Consider the following 19,616-nt stretch of genomic DNA (forward strand, 5'->3'; position numbering starts at 1 on the left):
TAACGCGAAAGGAGACTGCGCATGGCATCAGGATTGGATTTCAGCAAACTGCAGAATGCTCCTCGGCTATTGATAGAGGCTGACCTCCAGCCTATTCAAGGGACGCGCTTTCAACCGACAGGATTCCCAGACTTGGGAGCGGCAACGTATACGCTGCACGATGGTACGGAGATGTTGTTGGTGGAGTCGCCACAGAGTATGGCGAATCGATTCGAATCCGTCTGTTGGGATTCCACGAAAGGGGACTTGGTTGAACCATTAAAAGGACTCCCATACGTGGTGTCAAAGTTGCCAGGTGGTCAGACAACCAATTCGATTTTGGAAGCCCACAGACTCAACTCGGCCTACATTGTTAATTCCAGGGAATTCGAAACCATCAAAGTCGAGGTCGATTACGATTCCAGCAAGCCTTTTGATCGCTCAAAGATGATCAAAGCCCTCCTAAAATATGACCCAACCAGCCTCCTCCATGGGATTTTTTGGGAAAAGATAGGAGGAGTTGTTCGTGTGGCAAGAAGTCTGTCGGCATCTATCGAAGCTTGTAATGTCACTGTGGTTCAAAACGGTGGAGTGAAAATTGACCGTGTTACACCGGGCAAGGAAGGCAGTGCTGGAGATGCTGCAGAAGGGTACAAGAACATTCCATATCATAAGACGGACTTCGCCGCCGAAAGGCTCACAGCTTTTATTAACCTCGACCTTTTTCAGATTCGTGGATTTGGAGTGGGAGAGAATGCAGAGCGTCTACTGATTGTTCTTGCACTTTTTAAGATTGAAAAATTTATGAGTGAAGGACTGCGTCTTCGGACTGCTTGTGATTTGAAAGTTGTCCGGACAAGAGTGATAAGTCCAGAGACTTTTACACTCCCGAATATCGAGATCCTAACCAAAGAGCTTTCTGATCTGATCAAGGCGGTGGAGTCAGAAGGTAGGTTTGCGAAGCCATCTATAACCAACGTTTCGTTTAAGGGGTGAAAAGAAATGATCGCCCTGCGCATCCGGTTCATAGCTAGTCGGTATCATGCGACTCCCTGGGGGCGGCATGTAAACGAGGGCGCTGTCGAATGGCCTCCGTCGCCATGGCGGATTTTGCGGGCGCTGATTGCCGTGTGGCACCGAAAGTTTTCAGGGGACATCCCGGAGGCCTCTGCCAGACGGGTGCTCGAACGGCTGACCGAGCTCCCCGTCTTCCAATTGCCGAAAGCTACATTAGGCCATACGCGCCACTTTATGCCGCAAGAACCTCCGGCAACGCCTTCCAGGACCAAAGTGTTTGATGCCTTTGTTTCTCTGCGGCCTGATGATTGCCTGGTTGTGGTCTGGCCTCACGTAACCTTCAGTCCAGAAGAGCGAGAGGTACTGACGAGCCTGGCTTCTGGGCTGAGCTACCTAGGACGTGCAGAAAGTTGGACAACGGCCGAAATGTTGGATCAATGGGATGGTGACATCAATTGTCGTCCGATTGAGGCCGGAGTGTCAGTCGAAGGAGAACGAGTGCGTATGCTTGCCTCGATGACACCGGACAGCTTTGTCACATGGAAGATGGGTTATGAGGCTAAAGTTGTTGGGGATACCAGCATAGCGACGAAAGGGGCGAGAAAGAAGAAGGCAGCTCAGAGTTCAGTCCCCTCTGATCTGTGGAGCGCATTGCACGCAGAGACTAGCGATCTTCAAAAGCAGGGCTGGTCCGCTGCACCTGGAAGTCGGTGGGTAGATTATGTGAGGCCGGATGATGCGTTTCGCGTGACGTATCAACGAAAAGTAAAGATCGAGCAAATTCGACCAACAGTTGCCCGGTTTGCTCTATCCAGTGCGGTGTTACCTTGTCTGACTGATGCCGTGCTCCTTGGGGAGCGGATGCGTCAAGCTTTGATGGCGAAGTCTCGCGGACTCAATGGAAGCGAGCATGCTCTGCCCGTTTTCTCAGGTAAGGGACCTGATGGCCTTCGATTAGATGACGATCATTCGCACGCCTTCTATTTGCCCAGTGCCGAAGGAAGATCCAACAGCCGGATTGACCATATCACCGTCTATGCTACTCAGGGGTTCGACAAGCAGGCGCAGCAAGCTATTGGCAAGCTCAAGAAGCTCTGGGGGGCCGGCGGACACGACATTCACACGGTACTCATTGGGACTGGCCAGCCGCAGGATTATGGCGGATTTGTGATGCATGATGGACAGGCGCCTGCATTGGCTCAATCTCGAATCTGGCGGTCAGTGACTCCCTATGTCCTAACTCGCCATCCCAAAAAGAACGGCAAGGATTCCCCAATTTCACAGGTTGTGAGAGACCTGCTGCGTCGAGGGTTCCCGACGCCTGAGCACATAGAACATCAAGATCACACAACGATTATGGGCAAGAAAGTTCGCTGGTTGGAATTTCGACGTTTCCGGTGTGGAGGCGGAGGCCAATTTGCCGATTCTCGGGGATTCGGGTTTGACATTGTTTTCGCTGAGCCCGTTCGAGGCCCCATTGCCCTCGGTTACGGCTGCCACTTCGGCCTCGGCCAATTTGAGGCTGTGCCAGATGAACACTTGTAAGTGATGAGGTATCGGCCGAGCCGGCCTTGTTCTTTGACAACTGAATAGCGAAAGGAGGGTGTGATGAGTCTCGAAGCTGGTGAGACGGCTCTCTTGGTAACGGGGGAGCCGTTGCTTCCTGTGCGGATGCTGAATGAATTCGCCTACTGTCCTCGCTTGGCGTATCTGGAATGGGTACAGAGCGAATTCGCCGACAGCGCCGATACGGTGGAGGGGCGGTTCCACCATCGTCGAGTGGATGAAAGTCCCAAACGGAAACCACCGGAGGAGGCGTCACCACCGAATGACGACACGGTGATCCATCAACGCTCAGTCTGGTTGTCTTCGGATCGACTTGGTATTACGGCCAAGATCGATCTGGTGGAAGGTGTCGGCCATGCGGTTGCGCCCGTCGATTACAAGCGAGGGAAGCGGCCGCATGTCGACAAGGGCGCGTGGGAGCCGGAACGTGTGCAGGTCTGCGCGCAAGGGCTCATCTTGCGAGAGAACGGCTACGAGTGCGACGGCGGGGTTCTCTACTTTGTGGGGTCGCGGGAGCGGGTGGTGGTGGCGTTCGATTCGGAGCTGATCGAGCGGACGTTGGAGCTGATTGCGGGCATGCGACGGATGGCGCAGGGCGGTGTGATGCCGTCTCCCTTGGTAGACAGTCCCAAGTGTCCACGCTGTTCTCTTGTGCGTATTTGTCTGCCGGATGAAATCGGATGGTTACGGCACCATACTGATGATGAACAATCAGCCGCGAGGATCCGTCGCCTGCTGCCTGCTCGGCATGACGCCTTGCCGTTATATGTGCAACAGCCCGGTGCCCGGGTTGGGAAACAAGGCGATTGCCTGAGAGTGATGGACCGCGATGTGGTCCTGATGGAGGCAAGGCTGGTAGAAGTCTCACACCTCGTGCTGTTCGGAGCCGTTCAGGTCAGCACGCAAGTGGTCCAGGAACTCTGTCGTCGAGAGATTCCTATTTCGTATCTGTCCAGCGGCGGGTGGTTTTATGGCATCACGACCAGCCTCATGCACAAGAACGTCGAATTACGGCGTCGACAATATGCCGCAGCGACGAGTCGGTCTTTCTGTCTCGGTCTGGCGATTCGGCTGGTACAGGCCAAGATTGTGAACTGTCGGACGTTCTTGCGTCGAAATCATGCAGCCGCACCGGAGACGGTGTTACTGGATCTCAAGCGGGATCATGTGCATGCGGCTCAGGCGCAGTCCCTGGAAGAACTGCTTGGCATTGAGGGCACGGCTGCCCGTCGGTACTTTGCGGAATTCAAAGGAATGCTGAAGACGGAGGGGATATCGGACTTTGAGTTCGATGGGCGAAATCGTCGGCCGCCGAAGGATCCGGTCAATGCGCTCTTATCGCTGGCCTATGCGATGCTGGCGAGGGAATGGACGGTGACGTTGCATGCGGTGGGGTTGGATCCGTATCTGGGGTTTTATCATCAACTGCATTATGGGAGGCCGGCCTTGGCCCTTGATGTCATGGAAGAGTTTCGTCCGTTACTTGCAGACTCCGCTGTGCTGACGGCGATCAACAATGGTGAGGTGCGGTCGGAAGATTTCATCAGGCGCATGGGCTCCGTGGCGCTGACACCGGAAGGTCGACGTCGATTCATTGAAACGTACGAGCGCCGGATGAGCCAAGAGATCACGCATCCGGTCTTCGGGTACCAGGTCAGTTATCGACGTGTCTTGGAAGTCCAGGCACGGCTGCTCAGCAGATACTTGTGCAGTGAGATCCCTGAGTATCCGGCTTTTACTACTCGGTAAGCCATGCGAAGATTGTATTTTGTCACGTATGATATCCGCGATTCTAAGCGATGGCGCCGCGTATATAAGACGATGAAAGGGTTTGGCGAGCATCTCCAGCTCTCGGTATTTCAGTGCGAATTGCCGGAAGTGGACTACATCAAGATGAAGGCAGCATTGGGCGAAATGATCAATCATCACGAGGATCATGTTCTGGTTGTAGATCTCGGTCCCACGGAGGGGCGTCCCATCAAGAGCATCGAATCGTTGGGCGAGGCCTTTGTGCAAGTGCAGCGCCACGCGCACGTAGTGTGATGGCCTTGTTTGCCCTATCACGCGAGCAGTCCTATGCCGGCTGTACCGGTGAAAGCGCTCGCACGATTGTAAGCGCATGAATTTGTAGGCACTTGCATGGAAAAGAATGTGGTGTAACTTGTTCGCTGTGGAAGTGGTTTCGTGCAGAAAGGAGGGCGCTCGCATCATGAGCGAGAAGCTGAGGAAGATCAGACGTTTCTATGAAAACTATTTCCGCAGCTGAGATGCTGCGGCCCCATTGAAGCGTCAGCGCCTGCGCGAGATCGGTTTCCAGCGCCTGGCCATTTCCGCAGCTGAGATGCTGCGGCCCCATTGAAGCGCCACCTGCTGCGCCGACTTCGACGCCCCCATCGCCAATTTCCGCAGCTGAGATGCTGCGGCCCCATTGAAGCTACTCAGCCGAGGAACGTCAGAAACTCTACGCCAAAATTTCCGCAGCTGAGATGCTGCGGCCCCATTGAAGCACGGTATCGGTGGCGCGCGCCCGCTTATAGCTCGGCGTATTTCCGCAGCTGAGATGCTGCGGCCCCATTGAAGCGGTAATGTTCAGGCAGATTAATGTAGCTCATATGGTTATTTCCGCAGCTGAGATGCTGCGGCCCCATTGAAGCAAATAGATTCTGGCACGGTCTACACCAGTTCGCCAGATTTCCGCAGCTGAGATGCTGCGGCCCCATTGAAGCGAGTGGCACAGGCGCTTCATCGGGCACCATTTCCAATCATTTCCGCAGCTGAGATGCTGCGGCCCCATTGAAGCGCATTTTCGCTGGAACGAGTGTGAGCCGCCTTTGCACATTTCCGCAGCTGAGATGCTGCGGCCCCATTGAAGCTCCTTCATAAATGCCCATTATTTACCATCTTTTCTTATTTCCGCAGCTGAGATGCTGCGGCCCCATTGAAGCCAGGTGGAGGATGTCGCGAGGTTTTTCGGCGTGCCTATTTCCGCAGCTGAGATGCTGCGGCCCCATTGAAGCAACGCCGTCGCCGCCACACCGACACGATCCATCGCAATTTCCGCAGCTGAGATGCTGCGGCCCCATTGAAGCGTATGACGTGGAGAATACCACCTGCGTGGAGACGGTGGATTTCCGCAGCTGAGATGCTGCGGCCCCATTGAAGCCATACCTTCGAGAATGATTTGCTCTCTAGTTGGGTCATTTCCGCAGCTGAGATGCTGCGGCCCCATTGAAGCCACAACTAGTGGATTCAACTAGTGTTTTAGTCACGCGATTTCCGCAGCTGAGATGCTGCGGCCCCATTGAAGCGGTCTCGCTGCGGACTGGGCCTACATCTCACAGCATGATAGTAAGGGGTCGGATACCTTTGTTAAAGGACACAGTTGTGCATGGCTCTCTCCTTCGGTACTCAATTCGAATTGTGGTTACGACAGCAAATCCGCGACGGGTATTCCGGAATCGGGAGCGGCAAGGGGGGCGAGAGAGTCGGAAGGGCTGCGCTTGTAGGATGAACGATATGAGTTGCTTGGGCCGGTCGAGGTGACCGGGTCTCGGTACACCTCCACGCAGTGCTCGGCAAGGTTGACGATCTAGTATTCTCGGATGCCGGCGCAGGCGTAAATTCTCGCTTTGTACGTTCGGTCTTTGGCGAATGTACTATCTGCGACCTCGATGACTCATACGGCTGTGCGAGGGGGCTCATGAACGTAGTCTCGTGGGGAACCATGCACCACCGCAAGCTCCGGCTCCGGTTCTGAATCCGGGTCCACGACGAGCGGCAATTGGATGCGAATCCAGTAGGAGGGACCAAAGGCTTGTCTCAACGCTTTATCGATCAATCCAATACAAGCCGAATGTGGGCTTTGCTGAGGTGTCATGGTGACGATTTCTCCTTCAAGCAATTCTACACGTTCATCAGGGCCGAGTACGCCTGCTTCGGCCATCCGGTCGTATTCTCGGCGAGTCCAGCGCTTGATCTGTACGGCAGGTGCAGCCATCATTACCTCGCATCGGCTTGAGCCGAGTCTAACAACCCGCGAGTCTGATCACACACAATCCACTCTGTTCTAGCAAGGACCTGTCTGAGGGGCCACTGGTAGTAGTGAAAGCAGATTATCCACGTCTGACTCATACGCCTATCCACCTCCAGAGCGCTACTTGAATGGTTCTACGTCAGTCTTCTATGGCGCCCCCCTCTTTTGAGTACTGTCCAGCCTAGTTTGTGTTCCTGTAGATTTCGACCACTTGGCGTTGGTCTGCCGTTGTGAACCACGGTTCTTGACAGTGCCGTAAGGGATTCTTAGACTCACGCACCTCTTTTATTAGGAACACACATGAAGCCGAGTGCTTCGATGCTGGTGTCATCCTCCTGGTCTGTCCCCCATTACAAAGGAGTGTGCGTCTATGCGTGAATCGAACGATACCCCCTGTGCATTAAACGTCCGAGTGAAGTCATCCAGGAGCGTGTCGATAGGGACAGCCAGCCGGATGGGGACACTCGTGATTGGTCTCGTGCTGGTGATGCTCACCGGCTGTGCCGCATCGTTCTTTAAAGAGGAGACGGTCGCGGACAGGTTCGACAAGGCGATGAAAAAACTAGCAGAGCGCTGCGCCAAAGAACCGCCAAAACGCGGTGACACTACCTGTGATCCGTTGAAGCTCAAGCCGACTGATCCATTGGCCACAGAGGAAGGGCGGTTTGCTCACAGTATTAAGATCCCGAATCCGTTGCCGGAAGACAGTGGGTACAAACCAGGAATGACCACGAAAGAATACTTCGATCATTTGTGTAAGAACGAAGCAGGGGAGTTCATTTTTAAGACGGTTGAGAATGTGGAAGGCATCATGCAAATGCGACCGAGGACCGAGGCGACTGACTACATGTTACAGCATCTCTATGCATTAGAAGATCCTTATGGGGAAGTATATGGCGAGGAATTTAATGCGGGGCCAGACGCCATCAAGGCCGGAATTCAAAATGGATTTGTGAATCCACGCTATTCGGATGCTGCAAAAACAAAAGATGGTAGCAAGAGAGCATATCGTGTTTACAGGCCAGACCGGAACTATAAATTTCTTGAAAAGCCTATTCCTGTATCCATTCAGAGTCCAACCGATGGTTCAAAATATCTTCGGTACACCAGACCGAACACGGACAAGCTGGTACTTGAGGATGGCCAATACCTCTATCCAGGTGATCAACAGCCAACATTGCTCGAAGAGTGGGTCAAACAGCCAAAAAGTGAGTATGGATTCACTTGGCGTGGAATTACTCGTCCGCATGATCGTGAACTAGGAATCGCTGGAGGCGAAGTCATCATTCTGGATTTACAGACCAAAGAGGTGTTGGCGGTTAAGCGAGGTTATTTAGCAAGCGGACGGAGTTTGCAAACGGTCGGTAGGATCTGGTGGCTGGGGGCTACGGCCTGTCCGCCAAGACCAGTTACAACCAGAAAAGAGTTTATTCACAAAGTGTTGAAACCTTCGCAGTCTGTTAACTAGAGGAGTTCGAGCATGCCGGATCTTACGCTAATGCAGTTGAAACAAGCTTACGATGCCGCGCTTGAACAGCTCGCTGCTGAGTCATTCCTCTTTCAAGGGATTGATCCCGAAGAATATGTTCTTGCATTAGGGCGTGGTAATAACCCGGGCGCTGATCCGAATGCTGATGATTTGCCAGGCAAGTTGCGTATGACCTTGGAGCAGGCTCAGGCATTCGAAAACCGCTACTTAGTCATCGACGCCTATCAAAACGATGCGACAGGTTTCTCGGCGGTCGCATTGCGTGATACAGCTACTCCAGGCCGTGTAGTTCTCGCCGTCCGCAGTACCGAGCTTCTCAATGATCAGGATCGCGATGTAGGGGCGGATTTCCAAGTCTTCACAAGCGGCTTTGCCTTCGATCAAATCCTTTCAGCCGAGGATTTTCTTAACCGCGTCCGGCCTCAATTGCAATCTGGAGAGACGATAGACCTTGTCGGCTACTCATTGAGCGGCAACATCGTCCGTACCCTGGCTGCCATGTATCCGGACGTCATCAATCAAACCCCGGGCAGCAACGTGGTCTTTAATGCGACAGGGCTTGGCGAGTTTCGTGATCCATCCGGGGAAAACCGGCCCCGCAGTGTCGTGCTGCAAGAAATGATGAGTCTGTACCGCCAGGTTGAAGCTGACCCAAACAGCGCAATGGAGGTGCCGATACAACTTTCACTCTTGCAATTGGCGGCGATTAACGCATTGCCCATTGATCGCACTGATCCAAATGGGAATATCTATTCTGCTCCACGGCAAGATTTTGCTCAGGCCTACATTCAGAACAGATACGGTACGTCTTACAATGACTTTGGTGCCACCGTTGCCGAACCCTCTTTTGCCCAATATTTTGGGGTCGCCCTCTCAGGGTTCGATGCGACAGCCGTGGCCAATTCTGGAAGTCATCCGGTTTCTGTCGGCCTCCCGATTGAAGGCCAACCGGTCGTAGAAATTCCTGGTCTGGCCCCACGGTTCGACTATCTCAATACCCACAGTTTGGCCCTGATCGCGGATTCGTTACGTCTTCAGGTCCTCTTCAAAGAGATTGATGACTCAATTGCAATCGATGCGATCCAAGCGATCTTTCAGGCGTCCTCCGCCAGTGCCGCCAATACTTTACTTGGACGAGCCGAGAAGGACTCACTCGAAAACGCACTCGATGCGATTCGGAGAGTGCTGTTACCGGTCGATCAGAACTTTCAACCCACACCATCCTCCGATGTGGCAGGCAGCTTCGGTAACATGGCCAACCGTACGGTCTTTCACAACAACATCACGGCCATTGAAAATGTACTGCCTCCACAGCCAAGCCTGTATCGCATTGAGGCATTGGTCAATCAGCCGCTTGAAGAAGTGAAAGGCAATGCTCTCCTTGACGATGAGGCAGGTAAGGGGCTGGCGTATCGCTACGCCCTCACTGCGCTGAATCCGTTTGTGATTATTGGCCCGACCTATAGTCAGCACAATACCAATGGGGAATTGGCACTCTTTAACTCGGTGTCAGGGCTGGGCGCAATCACGACCGACTACATTCAGGATCGCAGTTTATTTCTCGCGGCAAAAGTGGCGTTGAATCAAGCCAATATCGATGGGCCACTGAATCCCTTTGCGCGTACGCACTATCATGACAACACCACGGGGTATGACATACCATCCGGGCTGAGTATCCCCCCGGCGGTGCAGCGCGAATATATTTTCGGGTCGGATAACGCAGAAACGATTGCCGGCGGACCGCTCTTTACCAATGACCATCTCTATGGTGCTGATGGAGTCGATACGCTCTTGGGTCATGGTGGCAATGATTACCTGCAGGGGGATGCCGGCAATGACACCCTTGATGGTGGCAGCGGAGCTGATCGGATGCATGGCGGTCACGGGAACGATACCTACATTGTCGACAATCTCGGTGATCAGGTAGTCGAAGTCGGCGACAATGGGCGTGACAGGGTCGAGAGTTCCGTAACCTTCTCTCTCGTCGGCACCACGGTTGAAGAGTTGATATTGACGGGATCCGGAGATCTCAACGGCACCGGCAACGATCTTGACAATCTCCTTACCGGCAACAGCGGCATGAATCGCCTTGAAGGCAGGGATGGCACGGATCATCTCATCGGCAACGACGGCGACGATGTACTGACCGGCGGGACCGGTGATGGGGACCTGCTTGAAGGTGGAAGTGGTTTCGATACCTATTTCTACAACGCCGGTGATGGGTTGGATCGGATTGAAGATTCCGATGCCCAGGGACAAATCATTTTCAACGGTCACCGCTTGCTCGGCGGGATCCATCACTCGAACGATTCGCTGAATACCTATACGAGTCTGGATGGTCTCACGACCTATGCGCTGTCCGGCACAGATCTCCTCGTCAACGGTGTACTGACCGTCAATGAAAACTTTCAGAGCGGGCAGTTTGGGATCGAACTGCGCGATGTGCCAGATCCCAATTGGGAGAACGACTATCTTGTCCTCATCGACTTCGAGGCCAATGGCCTCGTGAATGACATTGTGAATTATTCGGACGCGGATAGTTTCGGGTTCGGTGAGCGGGGAAATGACCAGCTCTTCGGTAATGGGGGCAACGACACGCTTTCGGGATTTAGCGGGAATGATCGACTCTATGGAGGTACGGGGGATGATGCCTTGGATGGGGACTGGCGTTTCATCCTCTTCGATCCCTCGGATCCACCGGTTGATCTCGGCACGGATTTGTACTATGGCGATGATTGGGTGGAGGGTGGAGACGGGAACGATACGATTTACGGATCATGGGGCGATGACGTGCTGTACGGAGGAGCAGACAATGACCTCCTGTACGGCGATCACTTTTTGAAGGATCGGTTCACGTTTACCGCGGACGATTTCCTCGACGGCGGGGAGGGCGATGATGAACTGCATGGTATGGCCGGCGACGACGTGCTCGTCGGCGGCGACGGGAACGATACGCTCTTAGGCCAGGAGGATGATGATTGGATGGACGGTGGTGGTGGAGCGGATGTGCTGTGGGCGGGCAGTGGAATGGATTCGCTCTCCGGTGGCAGCGGCGTCGACATCCTGCTGGGTGATCTGGGCAACGATCGGCTCGATGGAGGAAACGAAGCCGATTCCCTCTACGGTGGAGATGGTGCCGATGAACTCTTTGGTGGCGCGGGAAATGATCTTCTCTTCGGCGATGGTTTGAATACTCCGGAGGCGGCTGGGGTGGCTGGCGGGAACGACTTCTTAGACGGCGGTGATGGGGACGACGAAGTCCAGGGGATGATCGGAGATGACTCCCTCTTCGGGGGAGCGGGAAACGATGTATTGCTTGGGCAAGAGGGTGACGATACGGTCTTTGGTGATGCCGGCAACGACCAAGTTGTGGGTGGAGCAGGAGCCGATCTGCTCTACGGCGATGCGGATGATGATGTGCTCAATGGCGGTACGGGTAACGACAGTCTCTTCGGCGGGGATGACAATGATGGCATAGCGGGCGAAGAAGGGAACGATGCGTTGTACGGTGATGCGGGGAACGATACGTTGCAAGGTGATCAGGGGAACGATGCGCTCGTCGGCGGGGCGGGCAATGACATCTACAACTTCAGTCTCGGTGACGGACAGGACACGATCACGGATGCAGCAGTGGGAGCAGAGGGAAATGTCATCAATTTCGTCGCTGGGATCACGCCGGACGCGTTGACCTTCGTGCACGATCCAGCGCAACAGATGCTCACGATTCAGGTCGGCGGCGGGGCTGATTCGATCCGCCTGCTTGGGTTTGATCCCAACACCTTCCAGTATGTCGTTGAGACGCTTCGATTCGCCGACGGCTCGTTTGTGGCGTTGGCCGATCAGTTGCCGCTTCCGGGAGGGGTGGTCGAAGGGACGGATGAGGCCAACATCATTCGTACCGGTTCGGGCGATGATACCGTCTTTGCCGGAGCCGGTAACGATGTAGTGTACGCGGGGGCTGGAAATGACCTCCTCGTGGGAGGTGACGGTGCTGATACCTTGCAGGGAGGAGCAGGGCAGGACCAGTACCTGTTCGATATCGGTGATGGAGCGGATACGATCGTCGATACGGCAGGCGAGGGCAATCGGTTGGTCTTCGGCGCGGGGCTGATGTCGAGTGTTCTCACGTTGGAGAGGGGGACCAGCAATACCCTGGAGATTCGCGGGCCGTTGTCAGGTGACCGGCTCCAAATCGGTGCGCTTGTTCCCGGTGCCTCGCCGATCAGTACCTTCGAGTTCGCTGACGGTACCGTGCTGACCTTTGAACAGTTCATCGCACGCGGGATTGATCTTCGTGGGACTCCGGACGCGGATGTGATCACAGGTACGAGTTTTGTCGATCGAATTGCCGGAGAGGCCGGCAACGACATCCTCCAAGGCGAAGCCGGCAACGACGTGCTCGATGGTGGGGCCGGTGACGACCAGCTGTACGGCGGCGAGGGAGCCGACCAGTTATTCGGTGGTGCCGGCGATGATGTTGTCGTCACCGACGCGGATGACACGGTCCGAGACGGCGGAGCCGGTATCGATACGATCAGCTTCCAGGGCGTCTTCGGCATCACCTTTGACCTTGGAACGTCCAATTTTGAGAACGCGATGGGAACGGATGGGGATGATACGCTCACCGCCGCTTCCGCCGTCGGCTCGGTGCAGCTCGTTGGAAACGGAGGCAACGATATCCTGACAGGTGGGTTTGGTGACGATGTGCTTGTGGGCGGAGAGGTGTTTGTCGGCGAGGGGGCGGCCGATACACTGACGGGCGGGGCCGGCAACGATCGGCTTGAAGGTGGAACGGGTGACGATGCCTATCGATTCAATCTTGGGGACGGACAGGACCGGATCGTTGATTCGGCCGTGCGTGAGGATCCATTCGGTGGTGGTGAAGGAGGCGGCGGAGGAACGATTCTCGAACACAACCGTCTTGTTTTTGGGGAAGGAATCAACAGTCAAGCGTTACAGCTGAGCTTTGGGCCTGGCGCGATCCCGCTCATCGATGGAATTGCGGCGGGCAGTCTACGCCTGAGCGTGGGAGCCGGCGACTCGCTGGTCTTGTCGGACTTCGATGCTGCCGATCTCTTCAGCCGGTACACCATCGAATCTTTCGAGTTTGCCGACACCACCTCGTTGACCTATGCCCAATTGGTGGAGGAGAGAGGCTTCGACGTCATCGGGACGGATGAGAGTGATATCGTGACGGGGACAGCGGTTGCAGATCGGATCAATGGTTTCGACGGGCAGGATGTACTTCGTTCCGGGCTGGGTGCCGACCAGCTCGATGGTGGGGCCGGGGACGATCAGCTTTTCGGCGGATCTGGTAATGACACGTATGTCTTCGGCGTGGGGACCGGACGGGATGTGGCGTTTGATCCGACTGGGTTCGACACAATCCGTATGGGTGAGGGGATCGCGCCGACGGATGTGCGGGGAGCTCGTGAAGGGAACGATCTCGTCCTCTCATTATCGAGTACGAACGATAGCCTGACACTTCAAAACTTTTATCTACACTCCATCTTCCAGGTGGAGCAGGTGACATTCGCGGATGGGACGATATGGGATCACGCACGCCTGCTGGCGAGTACTCGGCGTCAGATCGACGGCAGTGCCGGCGATGATGTGCTGACGGGCGGGGCGACGGACGACACGATCGTGGGATCGGCTGGTCACGATGCACTGATCGGCCAAGCGGGGGATGATGTGTTGGACGGCGGGACCGGCGCTGATGTCATGACGGGCGGGGACGGAGCGGATACCTATGTGGTGGATGACGCCGGAGATATCGTGATTGAATTGGTCGGCGAAGGAATAGATACGGTGTACGGCGGAATCACCTATGCGTTGACCGCCAACGTCGAGAACTTGATTCTGACCGGCCCAGCGGCGATTGAGGGCACTGGAAATGAACTGGACAACATGCTGACCGGCAATGCCGGAGTCAATGTACTGACCGGTGGCGCAGGGAACGACACCTATGTGATCGGGGCCGGTGATCTGGTGGTAGAGGAGGCCGGCGAAGGCGTTGATACAGTCGTGACCGACCAGAGCTATGTACTTGATGCGAATGTCGAGAACCTCACGCTGACAGGAACGTTCGCGCGTAACGGTACGGGGAATGAACTGGACAATGTGCTGACCGGCAATGCCGGAGTCAATGTGCTGATTGGTGGCGCGGGGGACGATACCTATGTGATTGAGGCCGGTGACCTGGTGGTGGAGGCTGCCGGCGAAGGCACGGATACGGTTGTCACGGCTCAAGACTATGTGCTTGGGGATGCGATAGAAAACCTGAGGCTGACGGGAAATCGGTCTGTCAACGGTGTAGGGAACGAGCTGGACAACAGGCTAGTTGGAAACGCAGCTGCGAATATTCTGCAAGGTGGGCTCGGCAACGACACCTACGTGGTCGGGTCGGACGATCTCGTAGTGGAGGCGGCGGACGCAGGCGATGATACCATTGAGGCTGCTGAGAGCTATGCTCTGGGAGCACACATCGAGAATCTCACCTTGCTCGATCCGTTTCCGACTCTTCGTGTCGGGCTCACGCCAGGAACCGGCGAAAGTGCTCCGGCGGGGCCGGAGAGTCATTATTCTGGAATCGGCAACGAGCTGAACAACGTTCTGACCGGTAACCGTGGCGACAATGTGCTCGAGGGTTTTGGCGGAAACGATGTGCTCAATGGGCGAGGTGGTAACGATACGCTTAAAGGTGGTGAAGGTACCGATACGTATCTGTTTGGAGTCGGCGACGGACAGGATCGGATTGAAGACCGCAGCGTGAGCGGCGAGACCGATAGCGTGCAACTGGTGCCGGGGCTCGCGCCAAATCAAATCGGGGTGGTGCAGTCGGGAAGCGATCTGGTCCTGCGGATGCCTGGTTCCATGGATTCGTTGACATTCGCCGATTTCTTCGGCCCTCCTTCCGCCGCACAAAAAAATGTGCGATTCCAAGATGGCACGGTGTGGGATGAAGCGATTTTGCGCGCGCTGGGCGCCGACCCTGGACAAGGCCTCACCATCGTTGACACGGATAGCGGCGACAATGTGCTGTTAGGCAGCAGCGGACATGATGTACTTACGGGCGGCAGCGGCAATGACACCCTGACCGGGGGTGGGGGCAACGATATCCTCAAGGACTTGGCCGGGAATAATGTGTATGACGGGGGGAGCGGTGATGATTCCCTCATCGGCGGCGCCGGCAATGACGGCTTCATGTTCGGCCGCGGGTATGGCCGCGATATGGTCCTTGTGGATCAACTCTTTAACGATGCCTTCACCACAGATACCGATCATGTTCAGATGGTGGGACTGAACCCCAGTGATGTCATCATACAAAGGCAATCCTCCGCTTCAGGTCAGCTGAGCTTTGTGATCACCGTGCTCGATACGGCGGATCAGCTTACGGTGCGGTTTCGAAACGGTATCTACGGGTTTGCTCCCGCACCGGTCACGCTCAATTTTGCCGATGGCACGAGTCAAGAACTCGGTCTGTTTACCGATTTCCCCGCTGCGCCGTCCCGGACAGTGTTCAGTTCCGTGGACTATGCGCTGGGGGGAGATGAAGACAATCTCGTCCTTGTGGATAGTCATAGCCCGGTGGTTCCGGACTCCCGCGTAGGAATCGGCAACGGTTTGGATAATGTCATGCTCGGGAACACTGCGGATAACGTGATCGAAGGCGGTGCCGGGCATGATGTATTACACGGGGGGTTCGCGCGATCGGTGGAAGGTGTTTTCTTCGTCGATACCGGCAGCGACATTCTGATTGGTGGAGAAGGGAATGATACGCTCATTCCCTTCGGTGATTCGGCATTTGCCTTCGACGTTGGAGTCGGTACTGACCCCAATCCATTCAACACTCCGGACGATGTTCTCATTGGTGGGCCTGGGAACGATACCTACTATATTCGGCATGCCGGTCAGACTCTTGTCGAACTGCCGGAAGAGGGGGTGGACGCAGTGCACAGCACGGTCAGCTATTCCCTGCCTGACAACGTCGAGAATCTCGTCCTCACTTCCACATGGAGTGAGGACGTCGGGTTTATCTCGCTGACCGGGACCGGCAATGAGTTGGACAACGTGCTGGTCGGTGGTGCCGGCGCAGATCTGCTCAGCGGTGGTGCCGGTCATGACACGCTCTATGGAGGACGAGATGCGACGTTTGACGACGGCACTCCGATAGGGCTTCCTTCCAGCGATACTTTGGTCGGAGGTGCCGGCAACGATGCCTATCTCTTCAATCTCGGTGACGGCATCGATACGGTCGAGGATGTCGCAGCTGTCGGCGAAGGGAACCGGATTCAATTTGGAACGGGGATTACCCCAAACGATCTCACCTTCACGCGGGATGATGCGGCCGGGATGCTGACCATCGAGGTGGGCGCAAGCGGGACGGACCAGCTCGTGCTCACGAACTTCGACCCAACGGGAGTGAATGGCTCGTTGGTCATTGAGAACGTGGCCTTTACGGATGGGAGCACGGTTAGTCTCTCATCCTTACTCGGTGGCCCAATCAACCATGCGCCGTCGGTGGTGACGTCGCTCGAGGATCAATGGATTACGCAAGGCAGTCTCTTCAGCTTCGTCGTCCCCACGAACACGTTTGTGGATCAGGATGCCTTGTATGGGGACAGCGTAACCTACGGTGCGACACAAGCCGATGGCACCACCCTGCCCACCTGGCTCACGTTCGATCCAAGTACCCGCACGTTCAGTGGGACACCACAAGGTCCGGATATCGGCACCGTCGATGTGCAAGTCACTGCGACCGACATAGGGGCGCTGAGTGCCGGCGATGTGTTTACTTTGACCATCCTGCCGATCACCGGTACGGAGGGGAATGACACCCTTATCGGGACCGGCGGTGATGATGTCATTCAAGGCTTGGCGGGAGATGATGTTCTGCAGGGACTCGCAGGCAATGATCTGCTCGATGGTGGACCGGGGATCGACTCGATGACCGGCGGCCTGGGCCACGATACGTATGTCGTGGATGTGGCGGGCGAGGTGGTCACGGAAGCCCTGAACCAAGGAACGGATACGGTCCACAGCAGTGTGACGTATACCCTGGGTGCGAACGTTGAAAATCTGGTTTTGACCGGCACGGGTGCGATCAACGGAACCGGCAACAGCCTCAATAATCGTCTTACCGGTAATAGCGCCAATAACCAGCTCAATGGAGGGGCAGGTGCTGATACCATGACCGGCGGACCGGGCAATGACATGTATGTCGTCGCGAACATCGGTGATGTCGTGATCGAGCTGGCCAACGAAGGCATTGATCTGGTGCAGAGCGCCATCACCTATACGCTCGGTGCCGACGTTGAGCACCTCACCTTGACCGGCTCAATCGCCATCGACGGAACCGGGAACATCCTAGACAACATCATCAAGGGGAACAGTGCAGCCAACATCCTCAGTGGTAGTGCGGGAAACGACACCTATGTGGTGGCCACTGGTGATACGGTGGTCGAGCTGGCGAATGAGGGGATCGACACGGTGCAAACGGCCGTGACTTGGACTCTGGGTGCCGATGTGGAGAACCTCACGCTGACCGGCACTGGAGCGATCAGTGGGGGCGGGAATTCTCTAGACAACATTCTGACAGGGAACCGCGGCGCCAACACATTGGATGGTGGAGGAGGAGCTGACAGCTTGATCGGCGGTCTCGGCAACGACACGTACGTCGTGGACAATGCGGGTGATGTGGTCATAGAGAACGTCAACGAGGGTGTGGACACGGTGCGGAGCGCAATGACGTACGTTCTCGGGACGGATGTAGAAAACCTTATGCTGATAGGTTCCACCGCCGTCAATGGGACCGGCAATAGTCTCAATAACATGCTCACGGGCAACGGCGTCGCGAACACCCTGACGGGGTTGGACGGAAACGATACGCTCGACGGCGGGGGCGGCACCGATATCCTAACGGGTGGCCTCGGTCACGACACCTATGTGGTTGATGATGCCGGCGATATCGTGACGGAGAACCTCAATGAGGGGACTGATCTGGTGCGGAGCGGGGTGAGCTATGCCCTCGCGGCCAATGTGGAACACCTCACGTTGACTGGCATCAGCGCTATCGACGGCATCGGCAATACTCTCAACAACAAGCTCACAGGCAACAGTGCGGCGAATCAACTGGCAGGTGGGGCGGGCAATGATACCTATGTCGTGAGCACGGGAGATACCGTGATCGAATATGCGGGTGAAGGCATGGACACCGTGCGGAGTAATGTGAGCTGGATGTTGGATTCAAATCTCGAACATCTCACGCTCACGGGTACGGCAGCGATTAATGGAGAAGGCAACAGTTTAGCCAATACCTTGCGTAGCAATGATGCGGCAAACGTGCTCATTGGAAGGGCGGGCAACGATACCTATGTCGTGAGTACAGGGGATACCGTGATCGAATATGCGGGTGAAGGCATGGACACCGTGCGGAGTAATGTGAGCTGGATGTTGGATTCAAATCTCGAACATCTCACGCTCACGGGTACGGCAGCGATTAATGGAGAAGGCAACAGTTTAGCCAATACCTTGCGTAGCAATGATGCGGCAAACGTGCTCATTGGAAGGGCGGGCAACGATACCTATGTCGTGAGTACAGGGGATACCGTGATCGAATATGCGGGTGAAGGCATGGACACCGTGCGGAGTAATGTGAGCTGGATGTTGGATTCAAATCTCGAACATCTCACGCTCACGGGTACGGCAGCGATTAATGGAGAAGGCAACAGTTTAGCCAATACCTTGCGTGGCAATGATGCGGCAAACGTGCTCATTGGAGGGGCGGGCAACGATACCTATGTCGTGAGTACAGGAGATACCGTGATCGAATATGCGGGTGAAGGCACGGATACCGTGCGGAGTAATGTGAGCTGGATGTTGGATTCAAATCTCGAACATCTCACGCTCACAGGCACGGCGGCGATCGATGCGACAGGGAATATGCTGAACAACAGACTGACGGGCAACAATGCGGAAAATCAACTCGTCGGTGGGGTGGGCAACGACACGTTGCGCGGTGGGTTGGGCAACGATACCTATCTCATCACTCGTGGTGAGGGCCTGGATGTCATCGTCGAGAATGACAGCACGGCCGGCAACAGTGATCGACTTCAGTACGGGGCGGCGATCAATCCGCTCGATCTGGTCATCAGTCGTCAGGTCGACGATCTGCGGCTGGCGGTGCATGGTACCGCCGATCAGGTTACCATTAAGGACTGGTATGTCGGCACCGATCATCAGGTCGAGACGATGCAGGCCGGGAATGGCTCGCTGTTGCTCAGTACGCAAGTGGATCAACTGATTCACGCCATGGCTGCGTTCAATCAGCAGACTGGTCTGACCTGGGACCAAGCGATTGATCAGCGTCCCCAGGATGTGCACGCTATCCTTGCCGCAAACTGGCAGTAGCGGATAGAGGGGAGTGAACGGTAAACAGTAAGAAGCACGTCGCGAGGGGGGGGGCTGTTAGGTGCAGGGTCCCCCTGTCTATTTTGTGATCATGCTTGTGTGTTTCAGGTAGAAAGGCCC

General features: G+C 55.6%; 7 protein-coding genes and 1 CRISPR repeat array. Of the genes, 6 read left to right on the forward strand and 1 reads right to left on the reverse strand.

Translation table 11 applies throughout. The annotated features are described in order from the left end of the window. Positions 1–21 precede the first annotated feature (21 nt). From cas7g to cas2, 4 genes are all read left to right on the forward strand, one after another. Positions 22–975, forward strand: coding sequence for a type I-G CRISPR-associated RAMP protein Csb1/Cas7g (cas7g, locus tag COMA1_RS17170; protein WP_090750768.1), 954 nt, complete (start codon positions 22–24; stop codon positions 973–975). Positions 976–981: 6 nt separating this feature from the next. After that, the gene (gene csb2, locus COMA1_RS17175; RefSeq protein WP_090750769.1) at positions 982–2,541 is read left to right on the forward strand and encodes a type I-G CRISPR-associated protein Csb2; all 1,560 of its coding nucleotides are present in this window, start codon (positions 982–984) and stop codon (positions 2,539–2,541) included. 63 nt (positions 2,542–2,604) lie between these two features. Continuing rightward, positions 2,605–4,311, forward strand: coding sequence for a CRISPR-associated endonuclease Cas4g/Cas1g (gene cas4g/cas1g / locus COMA1_RS17180; protein ID WP_218055418.1), 1,707 nt, complete (start codon positions 2,605–2,607; stop codon positions 4,309–4,311). A gap of 3 nt (positions 4,312–4,314) precedes the next feature. After that, positions 4,315–4,605: a CRISPR-associated endonuclease Cas2 gene (gene cas2, locus COMA1_RS17185; protein ID WP_090750770.1), complete on the forward strand. Its 291-nt coding sequence runs from the start codon at positions 4,315–4,317 to the stop codon at positions 4,603–4,605. A 209-nt stretch (positions 4,606–4,814) separates the two neighbouring features. After that, positions 4,815–5,870: direct repeats of the CRISPR family, unit length 36 nt; unit sequence ATTTCCGCAGCTGAGATGCTGCGGCCCCATTGAAGC. 368 nt (positions 5,871–6,238) lie between these two features. On the opposite strand, the gene COMA1_RS21420 is transcribed toward cas2, so the two are convergent. Next, a complete protein-coding gene (locus COMA1_RS21420) occupies positions 6,239–6,562 on the reverse strand; it encodes a Uma2 family endonuclease (protein ID WP_218055419.1) in 324 nt (107 codons plus the stop codon). A 403-nt stretch (positions 6,563–6,965) separates the two neighbouring features. Here COMA1_RS21420 and COMA1_RS17195 point away from each other — a divergent pair, with 403 nt between their 5' ends. Continuing rightward, positions 6,966–8,063 carry a hypothetical protein gene (locus COMA1_RS17195; RefSeq protein ID WP_141654394.1) on the forward strand — a complete coding sequence of 366 codons (1,098 nt, stop codon included), beginning with the start codon at positions 6,966–6,968 and terminating at the stop codon, positions 8,061–8,063. 12 nt (positions 8,064–8,075) lie between these two features. Continuing rightward, a complete protein-coding gene (locus COMA1_RS21665) occupies positions 8,076–19,496 on the forward strand; it encodes a calcium-binding protein (RefSeq protein WP_090750772.1) in 11,421 nt (3,806 codons plus the stop codon). Positions 19,497–19,616 lie beyond the last annotated feature (120 nt).

Source organism: Candidatus Nitrospira nitrosa (assembly GCF_001458735.1).
Lineage (GTDB): Bacteria > Nitrospirota > Nitrospiria > Nitrospirales > Nitrospiraceae > Nitrospira_D > Nitrospira_D nitrosa.

Coding starts and splice junctions, on each gene's coding strand:
- csb2 (WP_090750769.1), top strand. CDS start 982: ATGATCGCCCTGCGCATCCGGTTCATAGCTAGTCGGTATCATGCGACT.
- COMA1_RS21665 (WP_090750772.1), top strand. CDS start 8,076: ATGCCGGATCTTACGCTAATGCAGTTGAAACAAGCTTACGATGCCGCG.
- COMA1_RS21420 (WP_218055419.1), bottom strand. CDS start 6,562: ATGATGGCTGCACCTGCCGTACAGATCAAGCGCTGGACTCGCCGAGAA.
- cas4g/cas1g (WP_218055418.1), top strand. CDS start 2,605: ATGAGTCTCGAAGCTGGTGAGACGGCTCTCTTGGTAACGGGGGAGCCG.
- cas7g (WP_090750768.1), top strand. CDS start 22: ATGGCATCAGGATTGGATTTCAGCAAACTGCAGAATGCTCCTCGGCTA.
- cas2 (WP_090750770.1), top strand. CDS start 4,315: ATGCGAAGATTGTATTTTGTCACGTATGATATCCGCGATTCTAAGCGA.
- COMA1_RS17195 (WP_141654394.1), top strand. CDS start 6,966: ATGCGTGAATCGAACGATACCCCCTGTGCATTAAACGTCCGAGTGAAG.